This is a genomic window from Vibrio glycogenivorans (assembly GCF_051660965.1).
In the GTDB taxonomy this organism is placed as follows: Bacteria; Pseudomonadota; Gammaproteobacteria; order Enterobacterales; family Vibrionaceae; genus Vibrio.
The window spans coordinates 1-21,793 of the sequence record NZ_JBPVIS010000013.1 but is presented as its reverse complement, the minus strand read 5'-3'; the positions used below and the strand labels follow the sequence as shown (position 1 = coordinate 21,793).

Sequence of the window (21,793 nt, the reverse complement as noted above, 5' to 3'; positions counted from 1 at the left end):
CTAAACTGAATAGTCTCACTGAGCAGAGAAAAATTGCCGACTGGGAGATAAAAAATGGGACCATTGTGGATCGACGTGGATGGCTATGAGCTGACAGTAGAAGATCGTGAAGTCATTGAACACCCGACCGTGGGTGGGGTGATTCTCTTCTCACGCAACTACCACGACAGCGCGCAACTGAGTGAGCTGACCCGCACTATGCGCGAGGCGGCTAAGCGTCCGATCTTGATTGGGGTTGACCAAGAAGGTGGGCGAGTACAGCGCTTTCGTGAAGGCTTTACTCCCATCCCACCGGCGCAAGCCTATGCCACGCACCCCCATGGTGAACAGCTTGCCAAGCTTGGCGGCTGGATGATGGCGGCCGAGGTGATGGCACATGGCATTGATCTCAGTTTTGCACCAGTGTTAGACAAAGGCCACGAGAGCAAGGCGATTGGTAATCGTGCTTTTGGCGAGGACAGCGACACGATTGTGCGTCACAGCAGTGCATTTATGCGCGGCATGAAAGATATTGGTATGGCCACCACAGGTAAGCATTTTCCTGGTCACGGCGGCGTGCTTGCTGACTCCCACGTTGAGACGCCTCTTGATCCACGTGAAGATATTCTCGCCGGTGATATGGCGATATTTAAAGCGCAAATAGAGGCGGGCTTGCTGGATGCTATGATGCCCGCGCATGTCATCTATCCACATTTCGATTCGCAGCCGGCTAGCGGCTCTGCGTTTTGGCTTAAGCAGGTGTTGCGTCAGCAGCTTGGCTTTAATGGCATTATCTTCTCGGATGACCTGACCATGGAGGGGGCCAGCGTGATGGGCACGCCAGCGCAGCGCGCGCAACAAGCCCTTGAAGCGGGCTGTGATATGTTATTGATGTGCAATCAGCGCGATGCCCAAGTTGCGGCGATTGACAGCTTACCGCAAATAGAATCACCGCAGGCAATGCGACTGCTCAAGCAAAACAGTTTTGATCTGACCGAGCTAAAGCGCACTCAAGAGTGGCGCCAAGCCCAAGATGCCTTGCTGCGTATTTTGCCAAACTAGTGGAAACCGAGGCGCTCTTTGAGTGATTTAAGGTAGCGTCGGCTCACGGGCACTTGGTGCTGGCTGGTAGTGATAATCTCTGCTAGTCCATTCTCCAAAAGCTTGATCTCTTTGATCGAATTGATATTGACTAAGTACTGGCGATGACAACGCACCAGTGGGTTTTTTTCCTCCAAGACCTTGAGTGTCAACTGACTCGTCGCGGTTTGCTGGTGGGTCTGCACCTGTACTCCACTGATATCGCTCCAAGCAAATTGAACCTCATCAGTGGGGATGATCATGATCCGGTTCAGCCCGACACAAGGGACGTGGATCAGTTGCTCGGGTGCCAGCTTGGTAATGGGGTTGGTCGGCGCTTGTTGCTTGCCAAGGCGGCACAGGGTTTTAGCTAAGCGCTGTGGGTCAACAGGTTTTAACAGGTAGTCGAAGGCATTTTCCTCAAAGGCTTGAATGGCAAACTGATCGTAGGCGGTGACAAACACGACGTTGGGCATGGTTTCAGGGTCGAGCATACCTAGCAGCTCGATCCCCGTGATCTGCGGCATCTGAATATCGAGAAAGACCACGTCAGGTTTTAGCTGGTGGATCTTTTTTAATCCCTCAATCGCGTTATTGGCATCGGCAATAACCTTGATCTGTTTTGACTCTTCAAGCAGCTCCCTGAGCTCCTCACGGGCATGGATTTCATCATCAATGACTAGGGCAGATAACATAAAGCTCCTCAGTGGATGGTGGTGCAAGGGATGATAAATTGCATTCGGGTGTAGTGATGGGTATCGACATCGATAGTTAATTTTGCCGCAGGGCCAAATTGATTAATGAGACGTTTATCGACAATCTGCATGCCCAGCCCTTGATGGTGATGCTCTGGTGGCTGATAGCTACCGGCATTGTCCTCTACTATGATTTGCACCCCTTGTTCGACCGCCTCGCTATAGATACGGATTTTGCCAGACTCGAGCAGATTTGAGGTGCCGTGCTTGATGGCATTCTCAACCAGAGGCTGAAGGGTAAAGCTTGGCAGTTTATAATCCAGCCACTGCTGATCTATCGCGATGTCTACTGACAGGCGATCAGCAAAGCGCGCTTGTTCGATAGTTAGGTAAGCATTGACGTGCGCCAACTCTTCGCGCAGTGAGATAGATTCGATGTTCTGTTTTAGGTTGCTACGAAAAAACTGACTCAGGTGTTGGATCAGGTTTCGGGCCATATTAGGGTCTTTCCTGATCACTGCACTGATGGTGTTGAGGGCATTAAACAGAAAGTGGGGATTGATTTGGGCGTGCAGCAGTTTGATCTCAGCCTGAGACAACAGGTGCTGCTTTTGTTGATACTCACCATAAAGAATTTGGCTTGAGAGTAGCTGAGCAATCCCTTGCGCCATCGACATATTAACCTTGGAAAACAGCTTGCGCTTTGGCTCATAGAGCTTGATGGTTCCCACGACTCGGTCGCCTGCTTTGAGTGGGATAATCAAGGCTGAACCTAGCTTGCAACTTTTTGATATTGAGCATTGGTAAGGATTGTCATCACCATTGAGGTAGATAATTCGGTCGTCTCGTATTGCCTCGAGTGTGCTCGGTGAAGAGATGGGGGTGCCTGGTAAGTGGTGGTCGTTACCAATGCCAACGAAGGCTAAAATTTGGTTGTTATCCGTGATCGATACCGCCCCGACACTGGTCTCTTCATAGACGATATTGGCGATGCGGCGGGCATTGTCAGTCTCAAACCCTGAAGCGATAACGCCGACAGAGCGCTCAGCTATGCGTAGTGCCCGGCGTGAGAACATCGCAGAATACTCTTCGAAAATGGTTTTTCTATCGTGCAAGATACTAATAAATAATGCTGCGCCCACTGAGTTGGCAATGATCATCGGTGCGGCGATCTCCGAAACCAAGGCGTAGGCTTTATCAAAGGGTTCAGCGACCGCAAGGATGATCAACATCTGACTGATCTCTGCAATCAAGGTGACGCACAGCACCATCAAAGGGTTGAAAATTTCCTCGGCCCAGTTTTTTCTAACCAAATAGAGATGGACAAGCCCGCCAATCAGGCCTTCTACGGTGGTGGAGATCGCACAGGCAAGGTCGGTAAATCCGCCGAGTGTGTACCGATGCAGTCCACCCGTAAGGCCGACAAGAAAGCCCACCACAGGGCCACCAAATAGCCCCCCCATGACCGCGCCAATTGCTCGTGTATTAGCGATGGCGTCGTTGATCTGTAGCCCAAAATAGGTGCCAAGAATGCAAAATGAGGAGAAGACCAAGTAAACGCTGGCGCGATGAGATAAGCGCGTCGACACGCAAAGTAGTGGCGTAATGATCGGTGTCTTGCTTAGCATATAGGCAAGCACAAGATAGACGCACATTTGCTGTAATAACGAGAGTATCAGTTCCATAAACGTTCCACGCAAACCCTAAAACAGGCCTAGCTTAATGCTATTTTGTTTGTGAAGCAGGAAATATGGTTAACAACGTGAGCTGGATATGGATGTAAATTATTTTTTACATAATGTTTTATATTATTTACGCTTGTAATCTTGGCTGGGAGTGATAAGTTAAACCCAATTCGTTATTTACACCGCATGGAAAGAGTTTGGGTGTACTTTTAAGTTTACAGGTATGGTTATGCAAAAAAGTGAATTGAGCAATATTAACATCAGTGATGAGCAAGTCCTGATCACTCCAGAAGAGTTAAAGGCGAAATTACCGCTATCAGACAAGGCGCGTCGCTTTATCCAAGAGTCTCGTGAGACGATTGCCAACATCATTCAGAAGAAGGACCATCGCCTATTGGTGGTGTGTGGCCCTTGTTCAATTCACGATATCGATGCTGCCAAAGACTATGCCAAGCGTTTGAAAGCACTCTCTGAGCAGCTCAGTGACCAACTCTACCTAGTCATGCGCGTGTACTTCGAAAAGCCGCGCACCACAGTCGGTTGGAAAGGCTTGATTAATGACCCACATCTTGATGGTACATTTGATATCGAGCATGGCCTGCATGTTGGACGCCAACTACTGGTCGAATTGGCTGAGATGGAAATTCCACTCGCCACAGAAGCCCTTGATCCAATCAGTCCTCAATACTTGGCCGATACCTTTAGCTGGGCAGCGATTGGTGCTCGTACCACTGAGTCACAGACTCACCGTGAGATGGCTAGCGGCCTTTCAATGCCGATTGGTTTCAAAAATGGCACCGACGGCAGCCTAGCAACGGCAATCAATGCAATGCAGGCAGCCTCATCAAGCCATCGCTTTATGGGGATCAACCGCGAAGGACAGGTGGCACTGCTGACTACGCAAGGTAACCCAAATGGTCATGTTATCCTACGTGGCGGAAAGCAAACCAACTACGATTCGGTATCGGTGGCTGAGTGTGAGCAAGAGATGGCCGGTGTGGGGCTGGATGCATCCTTGATGGTGGACTGTAGCCATGCGAACTCGCGCAAAGACTACCGTCGCCAGCCACTGGTCGCTGAGGATGTTATCCATCAGATCCGTGAAGGCAACAAATCGATTATCGGTGTGATGATTGAGAGTCATATCAATGAGGGGAACCAGTCATCCGATCTGCCATTTAGCGAAATGAAATATGGCGTCTCGATCACCGATGCGTGTATCAATTGGGACTCGACTGAGGCACTATTACGTCACGCACACAAAGAGCTGGTACCTTTCCTAGAAAACCGCTTGCCAAACAACGAGTAATGAACAAGGAACACCATGGCAGTTGAACTGAACGGATTACGCGATCAAATTGACGCAGTCGACAAGCAAATCTTAGACCTTCTTGCCCAGCGCCTTGCGCTAGTGGAGAAGGTCGGCGAGGTCAAAAGTGAACATGGCCTGCCTATCTATGCCCCAGACCGAGAAGCCGCGATGCTGGCCTCCCGACGCGAAGAGGCAGAGAAGAAGGGCGTACCGCCTCAATTGATCGAGGATATTCTGCGTCGCACCATGCGTGAGTCCTATGCGAGTGAGAAAGACTCTGGGTTTAAATGTCTCAACCCTGAGCTGCGTTCGGTTGTTATCATCGGCGGTCGTGGCCAGCTCGGTGGCCTGTTTGCACGCATGTTCACTCTATCTGGCTACCAGGTGAAGGTGTTGGGCAGCCAAGATTGGCATCGCGCGGATGAATTGCTGACTGATGCGGGATTAGTGGTTGTAACAGTGCCGATTCACTTAACCAAGGGCGTGATTGAACGGCTTGGAAATCTGCCGCCAGATTGTATCTTGTGCGACCTGACTTCGATTAAATCACAGCCTCTTGAGGCGATGAAACAGGTTCACTCAGGCCCAGTGGTGGGCTTACACCCGATGTTTGGACCGGATGTGGCCAGCCTAGCCAAGCAGGTAATAGTCTACTGTGATGGACGTATGCCTGAGCATTACCAATGGCTCTTAGAGCAGTTTTCTATCTGGGGAGCAAGCTTGTGCTCGGTCGATGCTCAGGAGCACGATCACGGTATGACGTTAATCCAAGCGCTACGCCACTTTACCTCGTTTGCCTATGGTCTACACCTGAGTCGTGAGAACCCTAATATCGATAAGTTGCTTCAGCTTAGCTCACCAATTTATCGCTTGGAGCTGGCAATGGTTGGGCGTCTGTTTGCGCAAGACCCGAATCTTTACGGTGACATTATTCTCTCCTCGCAAGAGAACATCGATATGATTAAGCGTTTCCACCATTGCTTTGGTGAGGCACTGGCGCTGCTTGATGGTAAAGACAAACGTCATTTTGTAGATAGCTTTGAGCAGGTTAGTGACTGGTTTGGTGATTACTCACAGCAGTTTATGTCTGAAAGCCAGCACCTACTCAAGCAGGCAAACGACAGTATTCATCGAGGCTAGTTGTTTACCCACAGCGAACCCACAGGGAAAGAAAGGCGACCATAGGGTCGCCTTTTGTGTTTTTGCGCGAGTGCGATTTATTGGGTGCTTAGCTCTCTGTCAATATCCGCCTCATGGCTAGCCGTCTTTAGTGATGGACTGCTAGAAGGAGCATTGGTGAGGTTGACCTGCATTCTGACTGAGTTGTCGACGAGCTCCAGCAGGGGTTGCCAGTTGACTCGCTTTTCTTTCTCAAACAGATAATCAAAGTTATCCGGTGACCAATCGATGCTGTATTGCGGGTTGAGGGCTCGACCTAAAAAGCGGATTTCGTAGTGCAGGTGTGGCCCAGTGGAGTTGCCTGAGTTGCCACAAGTGGCGATTTGATCGCCCTTGGCAACAAAGGCACCGCTGCGCGCCTTAAACTGGTGTAGGTGTGCATAGGACGTCATAAAGCCATAGGCGTGGCGCACGGTTAAGAAGTTGCCAAAGCCACTGTCACTTGGACGCACGGTTTCGATCACGCCATCGGCGGGTGCATAGATAGGCTCACCCACCTGACAGGTGAGGTCGATACCGGTATGGGTATGAACCTTGCCAGTAATTGGGTTGGTGCGACGGCCAAATGAGGACGATACTCGGCCGAAATTGACGGGTGTGTCATTGGGCAATAGGCGCAACAGCGTCGCTCTCACTGCGGAGTTGAGCGCGGCAGCATCGATGCGCTGCTCAAGCTGATCTTGATACGTCGGGTCAGTTTCATCTGTTAACCCAAGCACATGCTCAACGTCATAAACCCGTTGACCGAGAATCTTTATCTCTTGTTGCTTACTGGCGAGATCTTGATTGAGTTGGTGCACTTCATCTTCTTGCTCAGCGAGCAACATCTCTAAGTCATGCTGAGTCTTTAGCAGTGTCCGATGTTGTTGACGCGAGTGCATCGACTCTTGTTGCGAGGCTGAAAGTGCTTGATGAAGTTGTTGGATCTGAGTTTGGCTTGAGTGGATATAGGCAGCGGTTGCACCAATACACACCGTACCGACGAATAATAAACCACTGAGAGCGACTCGAGATAGAGCAAAGTGCTGCTCTCCCGCTGCCGCTGGAACCTGTATTGTTATTTTTTTAGACATAGCTTCTTGGTTTGGGGTAAAAAACTAGGATCTTCCTCAAGCCACACCGCATAAGCTCGTTGTCTTATTATTCTGGGGCGGAGTGTTAAGCCTCGCTTACCAAAACCGCCGCTGCACTCGCGATAGGTTAGGTTTGGTCAAGGTCCCTAGTCCATAACTGGAACAAAGCTATCAATTTAGCACGTGATGTGTGTGGTTTTTATGAATCAAGATCACAAAAGCCGCTATCTCTAGCGGCTTTGTCTAAAAAATTAAAGCGTAAATGTTACTTAGCAATACGTTTGTATTTAATGCGGTGTGGCTCTGCTGCCTCAGGACCAAGGGTCTTCTTCAACCACTCCATGTACTCGGTGTAGTTACCTTCGTAGAAGTTAACCTGACCCTCATCACGGTAGTCGATGATGTGGGTTGCGATGCGGTCTAGGAACCAGCGGTCGTGCGAGATAACCATGGCACAGCCAGGGAACTCAAGCAGCGCTTCTTCCAGTGCACGTAGGGTCTCTACATCAAGGTCGTTGGTTGGCTCATCGAGTAGCAGTACGTTACCACCGGCTTTAAGCAGTTTCGCCAAGTGAACACGGTTGCGCTCACCGCCAGATAGCTCACCAATGATCTTCTGCTGATCTGAGCCTTTGAAGTTAAAGCGTGAGCAGTAAGCACGCGCTGGGATCTCAAAGTTATTGATCTTGATGATATCAGCGCCTTCAGAGATCTCTTGGAATACTGTTTTGCTGTCGTCCATGCTGTCACGGAACTGATCCACCGATGCCAGTTTCACTGTGTCACCCATCTCGATGGTACCTGAGTCTGGTTGCTCAGTGCCGCTAAGCATCTTGAATAGGGTCGACTTACCTGCACCGTTGGCACCAATGATACCGACGATAGCGCCTTTTGGCATGCTGAATGAGAGATCATCAATCAGAACACGACCGTCAAAGGACTTGGTCAGATTCTGCACGTCGATAACCTTGTCACCTAGACGCTCACCTGGTGGGATAAACAGTTCGTTGGTTTCATTACGCTTCTGGTGATCGCCGCTTTGTAGCTCTTCAAAGCGTGCCATACGCGCCTTAGATTTCGCTTGGCGACCTTTCGGGTTTTGACGAACCCATTCCAGCTCTTTCTCAATGGTTTTTTGGCGAGCTTTCTCTTGTGAGGCTTCTTGTTGTAGACGCGCATCTTTTTGCTCAAGCCAAGAGGTGTAGTTACCTTCCCATGGGATACCCTCACCGCGGTCAAGCTCTAGGATCCAGCCTGCTGCATTATCGAGGAAGTAGCGGTCGTGGGTAATCGCAACAACGGTACCCGTGTAATCAACCAAGAAGCGCTCTAGCCATGCAACTGATTCAGCATCCAAGTGGTTGGTTGGCTCATCGAGTAGCAGCATGTCTGGCTTCTCAAGCAGAAGGCGACAGATAGCGACGCGGCGACGCTCACCACCAGAAAGGTGTTCAATCTTCGCATCCCACTCTGGTAAACGCAGCGCATCAGCGGCACGCTCAAGTGAGTTCTCTAGGTTATGGCCATCTTTTGCCTGGATCAGCGCTTCTAGCTCACCTTGCTCTTTCGCTAGGGCATCAAAGTCGGCATCCGGCTCTGCATAAGCGGCATATACCTCATCAAGACGTTTCATCGCACCAGCAACATCAGACACCGCTTCTTCAACGATTTCACGGACCGTCTTCGACTCATCCAGCACTGGCTCCTGAGGTAGGTAACCCACGTTCAGGCCCGGTTGTGGGCGCGCTTCACCATCGATATCTGTATCAATTCCAGCCATGATACGCAGCAGGGTCGATTTACCCGCACCATTTAGGCCGAGAACACCAATCTTTGCACCTGGGAAGAAGCTTAGAGAAATGTCTTTAAGAATTTGACGCTTTGGTGGCACGATTTTGCTCACCCGCGACATGGTATATACGTATTCAGCCATTGCCGATCGTTCCTAAAAATATAATTGCAAATCCAATCCTCTATTTTATACCAATTCCCTACAAGATGTTACCAACCTTGGAATTTAAACAATCCAAATTCTCGTGTCGCCAAGTAACCTCAAGCAGCGGTTTCCGCGAACTGAGCAAACTTGCCCTGAGAGAATCAAATTCCAGGTCGGGGCCGCGTCAAATGACTGTAAAAGAAGGGCCGTGTCTGCAGTGATTGTTCTTGATATGTGCGAGTATGTTGGTTCTGAAGTCTGCACCTTGGGGTCACTTGGGTATACGGTGAGCTTATCCTAGACTTAATTGATAAACAGCCATACAGCGGCGCAGGGACAAGCGTGGCTGGGCGAAGATGTATTGATCAAAAGGACACTCGATGTTGAAAATTGCAACCGCATGCTGTGCGGCCGCGGCGGTGTTGGCTCTTGGTAGCAGTTGGCTATCAAAGGCCAAGGGAGCCACGCTTGAAGAGCAGCGTAAGATGTATGATGATGCCAAGGCACTGGTCGAGATGCGTCAAATTGAGCGCTTTTCTGCTCTGCGCTCGCAAATCACCCAATACCCACTTACCCCTTATTTAGACTACCGTGTGTTCTTGATTGATCTAGCTGAGCGCAGCCCCGCTGAGGTTGAGCAGTTTATCGCTGACCACAACACCTTGCCTTTTTCTCGCTCGATTCGTGCGATCTATCTCGATGGCCTCGCGGCTAAACGTCGCTGGAGTGATTGGCTGGTCTTTCAGCCCAATCTGCCAAATGATGAGCGTTATCGATGCCAGTACTATGTCGCCAAGCTTGAGACTGGGGATACCGATGCTGCTTATGCAGGTGCGAAAACCCTATGGCAAAGTGGCCGCAGCGTCAGTGATGCGTGTGACCCACTTTTTAGGGCTTGGTCGAAAGCGGGTCACAAAACCGATCAAGATATTCTCGAGCGAATGCTATTGGCGTTTGAACAGCGTAACAGCAGTTTGATGAGTTACCTTAGTCGTCAGGCTAAATCTGAGCAAGCACAGAGCACGGCGGAGCAAGTGTTGGCGCTCAATCGCAAGCCAAATACCGTTGTCACCTTTACAAGTCAGCAGTCAGTAAATGCTTATAACCAGAAGCTGGTTGAGTTGGCTTTGAAAAAACTGGCTCGTAGTGATACCGAGCAATCCATCAAGGCTCAAGAACAGATAAAGCCCAACTTTTTGACGCCCGAGCAGTTACAGTCAGTCGCGGACTATACCGCAAGGCGACTGATGACCACAGACAGCCAGCGCTTAATCTCGTGGCGCGATGCAGTCATCGAGCGAACCCGTGATCAGAGCTTAATCGAGCGCCGTGTGCGATTGGCGATCGGACAAGCGGATTGGGCGGGCGTCGAGATGTGGCTAAGCTTACTTAGTTCAGATGCGCTGCAATCCCAGCGCTGGAGTTATTGGCAGGCGAGGGCGGATCTTGCGCTGGACAATACCGAGCGTGGTGAGTTGCAACTGCAAAGCCTGGTTGGGGAGCGTAATTTTTACAGCGTTGCAGCAGCGACGGCTTTAGAGCAGGACTATCAGTACCCCACCAGCAGCCAGCCTTTTGAGCAAAGCCAGGTGGCGGCTTACCAATCAAGCCTCGCTCGGATAGAAGAGCTGATACGACGGGACAAAATCACCACCGCGAAGAGCGAGTGGCGCTTTTTGCTCAGTCGTGTTGAGCAAGGAGACAAACAGCTGCTCGCCAGTTTTGCCGCAAGCAAGCGTTGGTATAACCTGACTGTCACAGCCACCATTGAGGCACAGATGTGGGATAACATCGAGCTGCGCTTTCCGATTGCTCACCGCTGGTGGTTTGAGTTTTACGCCAAGCGTCACGACCTCAACCTCACCACACTGCTCTCGTTGGCACGGCAAGAGAGTGCGCTTGATGTTGAGGCGCGCTCACCGGTTGGAGCAAGAGGGATCATGCAGATCATGCCAGCTACGGCAAAAGACACGGCGAGGAAATTTGGACTTAGTTACTCCGGTAGTCAGCAATTATATCAGGTGGAAAAGAACATCGAGATTGGCAGTCAGTACCTGAAGAGCTTGATGAATCGTTATGATGACAATCGGATTTTTGCTTTGGCTGCATATAATGCCGGCCCTGGCCGTGTTAGGCAGTGGCGAGAGCGCAGCGATGCGCAACTGGATGTTTTTGCCTTTATCGAAGCGATCCCATTTTATGAGACTCGCAACTATGTGCAGAATATCCTGATGTTTGAAACCTACTATCGAGATAACCTAGAACTCCCGGCGCAGTTTCTTACCGAGCAGGAATTGCTTCAACGCTATTAACCTCAGGGAGGGGATAGGATTTTGTCATCACTGGCGGTAATATTGGGGTTTCGTTGTATGTTTAAGGGTCGCTCACATGTCATCAAAACCAGAATATAATCATTGGGCAGAGATAAGCGCGCTGATCAAGGAATCGGTTGAGCAGGGTCAACATGAGCTACTGCTGACGATGTTGATGACACCCGATGAGCGTGAGGCGATACAGACACGGGTGAACATTGTGTGTGAGCTACTCAAGGGGGATCTTTCCCAGCGCCAAATTAGTCAGCTACTTGGCGTGGGGGTTGCGACCATTACGCGCGGCTCGGCAGAGTTGAAATCAAAAACAAGCGAGCAAAAAGCGATCATTGAGCAGCTAGTCCTTAAAGACCGCTCACGCGCAGACTAAATCAAAAGTGGTCGGGGTTTGAAAATGGGATCAGCGCGAGAATAAGCGCCTGCTGGTAAACACTGCTGCGAGTGAGCAGGTGGTTCGTTAGCAAACCAATCGCCCCACCTTTTTGTTTGATATTCTCGGTTGAGAACACTTCATCCATCACATCACCAAGTTCTTTACCTTGGCGGATTTTGTTCATTACAACTGGTGGCAGTTGCAGGCTTGATGAGCGAGACTCGCCGCGCAGGTTTCCCGACTCGATGATCATCCAGGCAAAGGTGGAACTCTCCTCAATTCCGGCCTCAAGGCCGACATAAAAGTCACCATCTGTTGCTGCCTGGCGAGCATTACTCACACGGTTAAGTGCGCCTTGCTTGGTCTCGGCATTCGACATTGGTTGATCCGCGACCTCACTGGCTACACTTACCCCTTGATAATCAAAATTCTGCTCAGGGAATACAGCACTAAATGCAGCTTTTACAGCATCGATTTTAGCGGGGTTAAGTGAGGCGATAACGACGGTTTTCATGGGCTGGTAGTTGACCTTAGTTTCATTGGATAAAGCCCCCGACAAGCCCTTGGTGGTTGCGGGGGAAAGCGATTATATCAATTTAACCTGAGTGGGTTTTACATTCTCACTCGGGTAACAGCCAAGCACTTTCAGGTGTTTGGTAATCTTGGTCAGCTGCTCAAGGGCTTGCTGCATGTCCTCTGAGTCCAGATGTGCCTCGAGGTCGACGTAGAACATCTCCTCCCACGGATTGCCCATAATTGGGCGTGACTCTAGCTTAGTCATATTGATACCAAAGCGCTGCAGCACGAGCAGAGTTTGAACGAGAGAGCCAGCTTGCTGTGATGTCGACATTATCAAGGTGCTTTTGGCCGGGATCTGCGGTGAAACATCAACCGGTTTGCGCGCTACCACGATAAAACGAGTATGGTTTTCAGTTTGGTTTGAGATATTGCCTTGTAGAGGCTGCAACCCATACAGTTTACCGCTTGAAGCATTGCCGATAGCTGCAATTTCAGGCTGGTTCAACTCTTGAACCTTTTTCATTGCATCCGCGGTGCTGGCACAGGTTTTCAGCTTGACGTTCTTCAGGCGGCTCAGGAACTCACTGCACTGCTGATGAGGCTGTGGGTGCGAGTACAGGGTGGTGATTTCCTCAAGACGGACATCGCTGACACCGACGAGGCAGTGCTCGATGGGCAAAGTCAGCTCACCAACAATGTAAAGGGTCGTGTGCTGTAGCAGATCATAGACCTCGTTGATTGAGCCAGAGCTGGTGTTTTCGATTGGCAAAACCCCGTAGTCAGCGTGACCGCTCTCAACAGTTTTGGCAACTTCTTTGAACACATCGCAGTTGAGCTCAACCAGCTCCATATTTTTTCTCGAGAAAAACTCTCGGCTGGCCAGATGCGAATATGAGCCTTTGGCTCCAAGGAAGGCGACACGCGCGAGGGGTTTTTGGTGGTCCGGATTGGCAAGCTCTTGCAGGTAGGCTTGCTGGAGCAGGACGGAGTCTTCAATGATGGTGTGAAACAACTTAGTGATGTATTCAGCATCGAGCTGGTACTTAGACTTGCCATTGTTGATCAGTTTAACCAACAACTCTTGCTCGCGGCTCGCGTCGCGTACTGGCTTAGAGGTCTGTACCTTAGATTTTGCGACCTCGATGCTCATTTGGCGTCGCTCGGAGAGCAGTTTAAGCAACTGATCGTCGAGTTCATTGAGGCGCAGGCGGATTTTATCCAACGAATACTGGGTTTCACTCATATTGATGTCCTTACGAAAAAGCCTCCCTGGGGGGAGGCTTTTGTTCATCTGATGTTGCGACACGAACCACTTAGCCTCCAGGGATTACCGGATAAAAAAGAGGCCAAAGAAAAATCGTGAAGTCTGCATAAGTATCTAAAATTTAATCTATCTGCCTCTACAATAAGCAAGCGCCCAATGAGCGTCAAGCAAAAAAAAAGCGCCCTTGCGGGCGCTAATCTCACTTTCGTTGTGGGTTATTCTTCAATTGGCTCAAGTTCAGGTTTCTCAGCTCGGCGCGCTGCTGGTTTGTGTCTCAGTTTGTTAAGTTGGCGCTCGAGTTTTTGTTCAGCTTCATTAATTGCTGCGTAGAGGTCTTCTCCACTTGCCGAAGCGATGAGTTGGCCCTTTGGTACAGTGATGATCGCTTCGATTTTTTTCTGTTTGTTTGGTTCCTCACTGATGCTAGCTTGGCAGCTAATAATGTCAACTTGCCACTTTTCTAGCTTTTTGAATTTACTCTCAATATGAGCGCGGATAGCAGAGGTTAGTTCGATGTTCTTGCCAGTCATGTTTATTTTCATATGTGTGTTTCCTCTGTGTCATCCCTCATGGGTTAACTCCAGATTACGTTTCTAGTGGTGAAATAACGTGATGCTGATCACCCTTGTGAGGTGTAATTTTGATGACAAACACAAATGTGATCGCTGACAAAGACTGGCAAAAAGATTGGCATAAAAACTTGAGTTAGCTCGTTGAGTGGTTAGATTGGTAAGAGTCGTTACTAAAAATCCCCGGTTTTTTAGGGGCTTTGTACAACCTAAGCTTGGTTGGTGTCGGTTTTTTGCTCAACCAAAAAGTGTGACGAGTATCATTGTCTCTCCTCTAGTGCGTTAATCTTCCCGTTGGTTTCTTTCTGATAGTCTCGGTTTTGTTGTCAATGTGGCTGCATTGCTGCTCTCTTCATGCTCATAGATCTCTTCGAGCTGCTTATAAATCACGTAATACCGATTGATATTTGCCACATACTCCACAGGCTCGCGACTGATGTTTCGTCGCGTCACTATCTCCACATTGTGAAACCATTGGTTAGGGTCATAGCCGTTTTTCTCTGCAAGGCGACGCATGCGGCGAATATTGCCAGGTCCGGCGTTATAGGCGGCGAGTGCAAAGTAGACCTGATTGTCCGCGGTGATGCTGTCGTCATCAAAGTAGCGGTCTTTGATAAAGCGCATGTACTTTACTCCGGCATGAATGTTGTTTTCCACTTCATAAATATTGGGAATATTGACATTCGGGTCTTTGGCTGTGCTGGGGAGGATCTGCATGATCCCAACGGCGCCAGCCCGAGAGACTTTACTCTGATCAAGCCCAGACTCTTGAAAGCTCTGCGCGGAGATCATTAGAGAGTCAAAGCCATAGCGCTCTGAGTAGGTCTCGAAAATACCCGAGAGGGATTCCAGGCGCTCGATCTTAGTTGGGTTGAGGATCTGCTTTAACCAGCTAGTGTTTTGGATGTACTTGCCGTAAAGCACGTTGCCAAGCAGGGTACCGGCCTTAGCGGTTTTGATGAACTTGTTCACCGAAGACTTGAGCTGTGGAGACTGCTTACGCATGGCCCAGGCTATCTGACCATTTTCACGCAGAGGGAGCGTATCGTGGATCTGGATGTTGTCGACGACATCGAGCCAAAGCTTGGCTTTATGGCCATCAAGCACGGTTTTACTGATATGGCCTTGGTTGATCATTTCCAACAATTCATAGTCTTGCAGTGTCTCCTCGACAAACTCGATCAACATAGGTGGAAGATCTCTCTCATGCAGCTCTGCATTGATCTTTTGCAGGCTCTCAAAATAGCTCGAGCTACTACGAACCCAAACCTCTTCACCACTCAACTGTTCGATGCTGGTGATGGGGGAGTGCGCCTTATCGGTGATAAAAAGTTCGCGTACCGTATTGGTTAGAGGGTCGCTAAAATCAACCTGTAGGGAGCGTTTAGGGGTAATCGTAAGGTTAGCGACCGCCAAATCACCGTAGCCCTTGGTAAGTGACGGAATAAGGTCATCACGCGCGACAGGAATCACCTGAATCTTGAGATAGGCAGAGCGTTTTTTTAGCTGTTGCTCATAGTTGTAAAGCAACTCGGCGACGATGCCTTTCGGTCGCCCAGATTCTACGTAGTAAAAACCAAGGTCAGCTGAGACCAATACCCGCACTACCCCTTTTTCGATGAAAGTATCCATGTCTCCTAGATAAGGGTCTTTTTGTAGGGGGGCAAGTGCCAGCCCCCAGGCATTGAGGGAAAGGCAGGTGCATAACACCATCAGGTAGCGGAATAACTGCATAGTAAACCTCACGCACTAAAGAGAAGTTTGTTCGGGGTTAGTAGCAAAGTGGCGTATCAGCGAGCAGGGGAGCAAATAAAAACGGCTACCTAAAAGGTAGCCGCTCAAAGGGAAAATAGCGAGATTACAGCGGATTGAGTTCGATTAATTCTCGGGTACGCTGCGCAGGCTCTTGCAGGCCAAGCTGTTCGTAAGCTTGAAGTTGAATGCGTAAAGATTTGCGAGCCGCTTTCGTGTCCGGGTAGGTACGCTGTAGCTCTTGGGCACGATTGATGGCCGCAATCCAGGCCTCACGACGCAGATAAAAGTCAGCGGTCGCCAGATCGTACTCGGCTAGGCGATTGGTTAGGGCCAACATACGTTGACGTGCATCATTGCCATACTGGCTGTTCGGGTAACGCTCTAGCAGTCGCTTGAAATCAGCGAAAGCAGCCTTAACCGGCTCAGGGTCACGATCGCTACGATCGACATTAAAGATGTCGTGCATAAAGTTGCGGTCTTGCGCCATATGCGTCAAGCCACGCATGTACAACACCCAATCGATTTTTTCATGGGTTGGATTAAGGCGCATAAAACGCTCAATCGTGGCGAGGCCAAGTGGCAGGTCATCGTTCTTGTAGTAGGCATAGATCAGATCTAATTGTACCTGCTCAGAGTAAGCGCCAAATGGGTAGCGAGAGTCCAGAGCCTCAAGTTGTTCAATAGCCGTTATCCAATTGCCGCCCTGCAAGGCAGTTTGCGCCTCAGCGTAAAGCTCTGAAGGTGGTACGTCAGGGACAATTTCTTCGGTGCTCGAACAGCCGAAAAGAAGTGCAGTTGCGAGTAGGCCTGATAAAGTGCGGTATTTCATGTCAGGTGTTCAATCCATAATTAAATATTTTCTGCGCTTCCGTTACTTTCTACACTGTAACAGATACAATAGCGCCTATTCTTCCACAGTAGTGGTCATTAGTCTCACAGTTTTTAAAAAAGTTCGATATGGCACAACAGATTGAGTTAACACAAACCGTACAAGATAGCCAACTAGGTCAGCGTCTGGATCAGGCAATCGCTGAATTGTTCTCTGATTTCTCCCGCTCGCGACTCAAGGAGTGGCTATTGTCAGGCAAGGTATCAGTGGATGGTCAAGTTGTCACTAAGCCGCGCACCAAGGTGATGGGTGGCGAGGTAATCGTGCTGCAAGCAGAGCTTGAGGACGAAGAGCGCTGGGAAGCACAAGACATTCCGTTGGACATTGTCTACGAAGACGATGATATCTTGGTAATCAACAAACCTCGTGATTTTGTTGTTCACCCAGGCGCGGGTACACCCGATGGCACCGTACTCAACGCATTGCTGCACCACTGCCCACAGGTGGCAGAAGTGCCACGTGCCGGGATTGTTCACCGTCTGGATAAAGACACCACAGGTTTGATGGTGGTAGCGAAAACCGTTCCGGCACAAACACGCCTGGTTCGCGCACTGCAAAAACGCAACATCACCCGTGAATATGAGGCGATTGCGATTGGTCGTATGACCGCTGGTGGCCGCGTTGAGCAGCCAATTGGTCGTCACTCAACCAAGCGTACCTTGATGGCTGTCAGTCCAATGGGTAAGCCTGCGGTAACCCATTACCGCGTTGCGGAGCATTTCCGTGAGCACACGCGCATTCGTCTGCGCCTAGAGACAGGCCGTACTCACCAGATCCGTGTGCATATGTCGTACCTTCAGCACCCACTGTTAGGTGATACGGCATACGGTGGTCGCGCACGTATTCCTAATGGTGCCTCTGAGGAGCTGACTGAGCATATTCGCCAGTTTGACCGTCAGGCGCTGCATGCGGCAATGCTCAAGTTTGAGCACCCAGTGACCCGTGAAGAGGTTGAGTTCCACGCCCCAATCCCAGATGACATGGTAGCCATTACGGAAGCGCTGCGTGAAGACACACAGATCCACGGTCTAGCAGACGAGTTCTAATTATGATAATTGTCCCTAACTGGCCTGCGCCAGCGAATATCAAGGCGATATCTTCGCTAAGAAAAGGCGGGGCCTCGCTTGCCCCATACGATTCACTCAATGTCGGCATGCACGTTGGGGACATCAACAGTACAGTGGAACTCAATCGGCAGCGCTTGGTGTTCGCGGCCCAGATGCCTTCGAATCCAGTATGGCTAAATCAGACTCACTCCAACTATGTTCATGAGCTGGTGCAGCCCACTGCCGAGGTGATTGATGCGGATGCCACCTTCACCAACGTGCAAGGCGTGGTATGCGCGGCGATGACGGCGGATTGCCTTCCTGTCCTACTCACCGATAAAGCGGGGACGCAGGTAGCGGCGGTGCATGCCGGTTGGCGTGGTTTGGCCAATGGGATTGTCGACAACGCCTTAGCTAAGTTTGCGGTTGAATCTCCAAGCGATATTATCGCTTGGTTGGGGCCAGCGATTGGCCCTGACGCCTTTGAGGTTGGCCAAGATGTGTTTGATGCCTTTGTTGGGCAAAATAGTCAAGCGCAAGCGGCATTCAAACCGAGCTCAGTTGAGAGTGGTAAGTATTTTGCCAACATGCACCTACTAGCGACAATAGTGCTCAACCGGTTTGGTGTTGATGAGGTGTACCGTAGTGAGTTGTGCACCCACGCAGAAAAAGAATCGCTGTTTTCATATCGTCGTGATGGCGTTACCGGAAGGCAAGTGACCTGTATCTGGATTGAGGCGTAGCGCCCCTAGCGCCGCGCCTTACCAACTATCACTCTTACCTTGAAAGCCTCGCTTTAAAAATTCCCCTTGAAAAATCCCCACTAAATATCCATCTATTGATATATGAAGCGCGACACTTAGCGCGCAGCGTTTATGACACCACACAGGTCTGCTAACCGGGTTGTGGTTATATCAATAAATGGAGGCAGTTATGCGTCTAGATCGTTTTACGAGCAAATTTCAAGTTGCTATTTCTGATGCCCAATCTCTGGCTCTAGGTCGAGATCACCAGTATATCGAACCGGTACACTTGATGGTGGCCTTGCTTGATCAGAATGGCAGTCCTATCCGCCCATTGTTGACTATGCTTGGAGTCGACATCACTCACCTGCGCTCTAAACTGAGCGAACTACTCGATAAGCTGCCCAAGGTCAGCGGCATTGGTGGTGATGTGCAGTTGTCCGGCAATATGGGCAACATGTTCAACCTATGCGATAAGGTTGCGCAAAAACGCCAAGACAGTTACATCTCGTCAGAGATCTTTTTACTAGCAGCACTCGAAGATAAAGGCCCGCTAGGCGCCCTGTTGAAAAAACTCGGTCTAAACGAGCAAAAAGTGACTGAAGCGATCGAAAAGATCAGAGGTGGCCAAAAGGTCGATGACCCGAATGCTGAGGAGATGCGCCAAGCACTGGAAAAGTTCACCATTGACCTTACCGAGCGCGCAGAACAGGGCAAACTCGACCCGGTTATAGGGCGTGATGATGAAATCCGTCGTACCATTCAGGTGCTTCAGCGCCGCACTAAAAACAACCCAGTGATCATCGGTGAGCCTGGGGTTGGTAAGACGGCAATTGTTGAGGGTTTGGCGCAGCGTATTATCAACGATGAGGTACCAGAGGGGCTACGTGGTCGGCGCGTGCTTGCTCTGGATATGGGGGCGTTAGTCGCCGGTGCCAAATATCGCGGGGAATTTGAGGAGCGCCTCAAGTCGGTGCTCAATGAGCTATCCAAAGAAGAGGGTAACATCATCCTCTTTATCGATGAGCTGCACACTATGGTTGGCGCGGGTAAAGGTGAAGGCTCGATGGATGCTGGTAACATGCTCAAACCAGCCCTAGCGAGAGGTGAGTTACACTGTGTTGGCGCAACGACGCTGGATGAGTATCGACAGTACATTGAAAAAGACCCTGCGCTCGAGCGTCGTTTCCAGAAAGTGCTGGTGGATGAGCCGACTGTAGAAGATACCGTTGCTATATTACGTGGCCTTAAAGAGCGCTACGAGCTACACCACCACGTTGAGATCACCGACCCCGCTATTGTCGCAGCGGCAAGCTTATCTCATCGCTATGTTTCTGATCGCCAGTTGCCGGATAAGGCGATTGACTTGATTGATGAGGCAGCCTCAAGCATTCGTATGCAGATGGACTCGAAGCCTGAGTCGCTTGATAAGCTCGAGCGTAAGATCATTCAGCTTAAGATTGAGCAGCAGGCTCTAGTGAACGAGCAAGACGATGCTAGTGAAAAGCGCCTTAACTCGCTCAATTCTGAACTAGTCGAGAAAGAGCGTGAGTTTGCTGAGCTTGAAGAGGTGTGGAACGCGGAAAAGGCGGCGCTGTCTGGTACGCAACACATCAAGGCAGAGCTTGAGCAGGCCCGGATGGATATGGACTTTGCTCGTCGTGCGGGTGACCTTAACCGTATGTCTGAGCTTCAGTATGGACGCATCCCAGAGCTTGAGAAGCAACTCGACTTAGCCACCCAAGCTGAAATGCAAGAAATGACGCTGTTGCGTAACAAGGTGACCGATAGCGAGATCGCCGAAGTGTTGTCAAAAGCGACCGGCATTCCTGTGTCGAAGATGCTTGAGGCTGAGCGAGAAAAGCTATTGCGCATGGAAGAGGTTCTGCATAAGCGCGTGATTGGACAAAAAGAAGCCGTCGATGTGGTGGCCAATGCCATTCGTCGTAGCCGTGCAGGCCTGTCGGATCCCAATAAGCCGATTGGTTCATTCCTATTCTTAGGGCCAACTGGAGTCGGTAAAACCGAGCTGTGCAAAACACTGGCGAACTTTATGTTCGATAGTGAAGATGCCATGGTGCGCATCGATATGTCGGAGTTTATGGAGAAACACTCGGTTGCACGATTGGTTGGTGCTCCTCCGGGTTATGTAGGCTACGAAGAGGGTGGTTACCTGACGGAAGCGGTTAGACGCAAGCCCTATTCAGTGATCTTGTTAGATGAAGTAGAGAAGGCGCATCCCGATGTGTTTAACATTCTCCTGCAGGTTCTCGATGATGGGCGACTCACCGATGGACAGGGGCGAACGGTCGACTTTAGAAATACGGTCGTTATCATGACATCGAACCTAGGCTCAAACCGAATCCAAGAGAACTTTGCTCAATTAGATTATGAGGGCATCAAGAGTGCGGTAATGGAAGTGGTTGGTAGTCACTTTAGACCGGAGTTTCTTAATCGAGTCGATGAGAGTGTGGTATTCCATCCACTTGGGCAGCAACACATCAAGTCGATTGCACAAATCCAGTTACGTCGCCTTGCCAAACGAATGGAAGAAAAAGGCTACTTACTCGATACCAGTGATGAAGCACTCGATTTTATTGCTCAGGTAGGTTTCGATCCTGTCTATGGCGCGCGCCCACTTAAGAGGGCGATCCAACAGACGGTAGAGAATCCTTTAGCGAAAGCTATCCTTGGCGGACAAATCGTCCCGGATAGACCTATTGAGTTATCGGTTAAGGACCAACATATCGTTGCAACGCAAAAATAATTAACCCCAGCACTAATAAAAAGACCGAAAGCCTATGTTTTCGGTCTTTTTTTGCACGTATTGTTCGCTATTTGTCCGAACGGATGGTTTTGCTGATTTTTTTTGAAATTGGCTATTGCCAAGCTTCGAACAATCTCTATAATGCGCCTCCGTTGTCACGTAAAACCAAACGGTTAAGCGAGAAGACAAAAGGTCATTGAAGTTAATTAGATAGCTTCAAAAAATAAATTCAAAAAAGTGTTTGACACTAAGATTTATTTGGCTAGAATGACCGTCCGCTTTGAGATGAAGTTCAAAGCAATGCTCTTTAAAAATATAAACCTATCAATCTGTGTGGGCACTCGTTGATGATAATCCAATTCGATACTTCGGTATCAAATTAGGTTTCAATGAACTGAGTGACCAATCGGTAGAAATACCGGCACAGTCAATTCACATATCGTTAGATATGAATTCAGTATTCATTGAGCCGACAAAATCTTAAATTGAAGAGTTTGATCATGGCTCAGATTGAACGCTGGCGGCAGGCCTAACACATGCAAGTCGAGCGGCAGCGACAGTTACAATCCTTCGGGTGCGTTTCTGGGCGGCGAGCGGCG

Annotated in this window: 17 protein-coding genes and 1 rRNA gene; 9 read left to right on the top strand and 9 right to left on the bottom strand. The window is 49.8% G+C overall.

The features are described from left to right. Positions 1 to 54: 54 nt before the first annotated feature. A complete protein-coding gene (nagZ, locus tag ACSTTG_RS20060; protein ID WP_438460978.1) occupies positions 55 to 1,041 on the top strand; it encodes a beta-N-acetylhexosaminidase in 987 nt (328 codons plus the stop codon). Here nagZ and btsR read toward each other — a convergent pair. Further along, positions 1,038 to 1,754 (bottom strand): two-component system response regulator BtsR, encoded by a 717-nt coding sequence (btsR, locus tag ACSTTG_RS20055; RefSeq protein WP_438475999.1) that lies wholly within the window; start codon positions 1,752 to 1,754, stop codon positions 1,038 to 1,040. The two genes, nagZ and btsR, sit on opposite strands and share 4 nt — an antisense overlap. Positions 1,755 to 1,762: 8 nt before the next feature. Then, a complete protein-coding gene (locus tag ACSTTG_RS20050; protein ID WP_438475998.1) occupies positions 1,763 to 3,439 on the bottom strand; it encodes a LytS/YhcK type 5TM receptor domain-containing protein in 1,677 nt (558 codons plus the stop codon). Positions 3,440 to 3,668: 229 nt separating this feature from the next. On the opposite strand from ACSTTG_RS20050, the gene ACSTTG_RS20045 reads away from it, so the two are divergent. Further along, positions 3,669 to 4,748 carry a 3-deoxy-7-phosphoheptulonate synthase gene (locus ACSTTG_RS20045; RefSeq protein ID WP_438460981.1) on the top strand — a complete coding sequence of 360 codons (1,080 nt, stop codon included), beginning with the start codon at positions 3,669 to 3,671 and terminating at the stop codon, positions 4,746 to 4,748. 15 nt (positions 4,749 to 4,763) lie between these two features. Continuing rightward, positions 4,764 to 5,891: a bifunctional chorismate mutase/prephenate dehydrogenase gene (gene tyrA, locus ACSTTG_RS20040; RefSeq protein WP_438475996.1), complete on the top strand. Its 1,128-nt coding sequence runs from the start codon at positions 4,764 to 4,766 to the stop codon at positions 5,889 to 5,891. A gap of 77 nt (positions 5,892 to 5,968) precedes the next feature. Here the strand turns inward: tyrA and ACSTTG_RS20035 are convergent, their stop codons facing one another. Then, positions 5,969 to 7,003: a peptidoglycan DD-metalloendopeptidase family protein gene (locus ACSTTG_RS20035; RefSeq protein ID WP_438475994.1), complete on the bottom strand. Its 1,035-nt coding sequence runs from the start codon at positions 7,001 to 7,003 to the stop codon at positions 5,969 to 5,971. Between the two features lie 265 nt (positions 7,004 to 7,268). After that, positions 7,269 to 8,936 carry an energy-dependent translational throttle protein EttA gene (gene ettA / locus ACSTTG_RS20030; protein ID WP_438460984.1) on the bottom strand — a complete coding sequence of 556 codons (1,668 nt, stop codon included), beginning with the start codon at positions 8,934 to 8,936 and terminating at the stop codon, positions 7,269 to 7,271. Positions 8,937 to 9,319: 383 nt separating this feature from the next. Between ettA and sltY the strand changes: the two genes are divergently transcribed. Together sltY and trpR are read left to right on the top strand one after the other, a co-directional pair. Further along, on the top strand, positions 9,320 to 11,251 hold the full coding sequence (gene sltY, locus ACSTTG_RS20025) for a murein transglycosylase (protein WP_438475992.1): 1,932 nt from the start codon (positions 9,320 to 9,322) through the stop codon (positions 11,249 to 11,251). A 76-nt stretch (positions 11,252 to 11,327) separates the two neighbouring features. Then, positions 11,328 to 11,639 (top strand): trp operon repressor, encoded by a 312-nt coding sequence (gene trpR / locus ACSTTG_RS20020; RefSeq protein ID WP_438475991.1) that lies wholly within the window; start codon positions 11,328 to 11,330, stop codon positions 11,637 to 11,639. Between the two features lies 1 nt (position 11,640). Here the strand turns inward: trpR and yjjX are convergent, their stop codons facing one another. The 5 genes from yjjX to bamD all read right to left on the bottom strand — a co-directional run bounded on the left by yjjX (position 11,641) and on the right by bamD (position 16,578). Continuing rightward, the gene (gene yjjX / locus ACSTTG_RS20015; RefSeq protein WP_438475990.1) at positions 11,641 to 12,156 is read right to left on the bottom strand and encodes an inosine/xanthosine triphosphatase; all 516 of its coding nucleotides are present in this window, start codon (positions 12,154 to 12,156) and stop codon (positions 11,641 to 11,643) included. A 72-nt stretch (positions 12,157 to 12,228) separates the two neighbouring features. Further along, the gene (gene pheA / locus ACSTTG_RS20010) at positions 12,229 to 13,404 is read right to left on the bottom strand and encodes a prephenate dehydratase (protein WP_438460988.1); all 1,176 of its coding nucleotides are present in this window, start codon (positions 13,402 to 13,404) and stop codon (positions 12,229 to 12,231) included. A gap of 236 nt (positions 13,405 to 13,640) precedes the next feature. Further along, a complete protein-coding gene (gene hpf / locus ACSTTG_RS20005; protein ID WP_438460989.1) occupies positions 13,641 to 13,967 on the bottom strand; it encodes a ribosome hibernation-promoting factor, HPF/YfiA family in 327 nt (108 codons plus the stop codon). Positions 13,968 to 14,276: 309 nt separating this feature from the next. Continuing rightward, complete coding sequence (locus tag ACSTTG_RS20000; RefSeq protein ID WP_438475989.1) at positions 14,277 to 15,728, bottom strand: MltF family protein; 1,452 nt, start codon at positions 15,726 to 15,728, stop codon at positions 14,277 to 14,279. Between the two features lie 124 nt (positions 15,729 to 15,852). Next, a complete protein-coding gene (bamD, locus tag ACSTTG_RS19995; RefSeq protein WP_438475987.1) occupies positions 15,853 to 16,578 on the bottom strand; it encodes an outer membrane protein assembly factor BamD in 726 nt (241 codons plus the stop codon). 128 nt (positions 16,579 to 16,706) lie between these two features. Between bamD and rluD the strand changes: the two genes are divergently transcribed. The 4 genes from rluD to ACSTTG_RS19975 form a co-directional block, all read left to right on the top strand. Next, positions 16,707 to 17,684 carry a 23S rRNA pseudouridine(1911/1915/1917) synthase RluD gene (gene rluD, locus ACSTTG_RS19990; protein ID WP_438475986.1) on the top strand — a complete coding sequence of 326 codons (978 nt, stop codon included), beginning with the start codon at positions 16,707 to 16,709 and terminating at the stop codon, positions 17,682 to 17,684. Next, a complete protein-coding gene (pgeF, locus tag ACSTTG_RS19985; RefSeq protein WP_438476033.1) occupies positions 17,684 to 18,427 on the top strand; it encodes a peptidoglycan editing factor PgeF in 744 nt (247 codons plus the stop codon). Before rluD ends, pgeF begins: the two co-directional genes overlap by 1 nt. A gap of 190 nt (positions 18,428 to 18,617) precedes the next feature. Further along, positions 18,618 to 21,194, top strand: coding sequence for an ATP-dependent chaperone ClpB (gene clpB / locus ACSTTG_RS19980; protein WP_438475985.1), 2,577 nt, complete (start codon positions 18,618 to 18,620; stop codon positions 21,192 to 21,194). A gap of 482 nt (positions 21,195 to 21,676) precedes the next feature. Then, a 16S ribosomal RNA gene (locus ACSTTG_RS19975) occupies positions 21,677 to 21,793 on the top strand; the annotation flags it as partial.

Excerpts from the sequence above, each read along its gene's own strand:
- pheA (WP_438460988.1), bottom strand. The coding sequence starts at position 13,404 with ATGAGTGAAACCCAGTATTCGTTGGATAAAATCCGCCTGCGCCTCAAT.
- ACSTTG_RS20000 (WP_438475989.1), bottom strand. The coding sequence starts at position 15,728 with ATGCAGTTATTCCGCTACCTGATGGTGTTATGCACCTGCCTTTCCCTC.
- trpR (WP_438475991.1), top strand. The coding sequence starts at position 11,328 with ATGTCATCAAAACCAGAATATAATCATTGGGCAGAGATAAGCGCGCTG.
- bamD (WP_438475987.1), bottom strand. The coding sequence starts at position 16,578 with ATGAAATACCGCACTTTATCAGGCCTACTCGCAACTGCACTTCTTTTC.
- ACSTTG_RS20045 (WP_438460981.1), top strand. The coding sequence starts at position 3,669 with ATGCAAAAAAGTGAATTGAGCAATATTAACATCAGTGATGAGCAAGTC.
- ACSTTG_RS20050 (WP_438475998.1), bottom strand. The coding sequence starts at position 3,439 with ATGGAACTGATACTCTCGTTATTACAGCAAATGTGCGTCTATCTTGTG.
- tyrA (WP_438475996.1), top strand. The coding sequence starts at position 4,764 with ATGGCAGTTGAACTGAACGGATTACGCGATCAAATTGACGCAGTCGAC.
- ACSTTG_RS20035 (WP_438475994.1), bottom strand. The coding sequence starts at position 7,003 with ATGTCTAAAAAAATAACAATACAGGTTCCAGCGGCAGCGGGAGAGCAG.
- ettA (WP_438460984.1), bottom strand. The coding sequence starts at position 8,936 with ATGGCTGAATACGTATATACCATGTCGCGGGTGAGCAAAATCGTGCCA.
- btsR (WP_438475999.1), bottom strand. The coding sequence starts at position 1,754 with ATGTTATCTGCCCTAGTCATTGATGATGAAATCCATGCCCGTGAGGAG.
- clpB (WP_438475985.1), top strand. The coding sequence starts at position 18,618 with ATGCGTCTAGATCGTTTTACGAGCAAATTTCAAGTTGCTATTTCTGAT.
- sltY (WP_438475992.1), top strand. The coding sequence starts at position 9,320 with ATGTTGAAAATTGCAACCGCATGCTGTGCGGCCGCGGCGGTGTTGGCT.
- nagZ (WP_438460978.1), top strand. The coding sequence starts at position 55 with ATGGGACCATTGTGGATCGACGTGGATGGCTATGAGCTGACAGTAGAA.
- yjjX (WP_438475990.1), bottom strand. The coding sequence starts at position 12,156 with ATGAAAACCGTCGTTATCGCCTCACTTAACCCCGCTAAAATCGATGCT.
- hpf (WP_438460989.1), bottom strand. The coding sequence starts at position 13,967 with ATGAAAATAAACATGACTGGCAAGAACATCGAACTAACCTCTGCTATC.
- rluD (WP_438475986.1), top strand. The coding sequence starts at position 16,707 with ATGGCACAACAGATTGAGTTAACACAAACCGTACAAGATAGCCAACTA.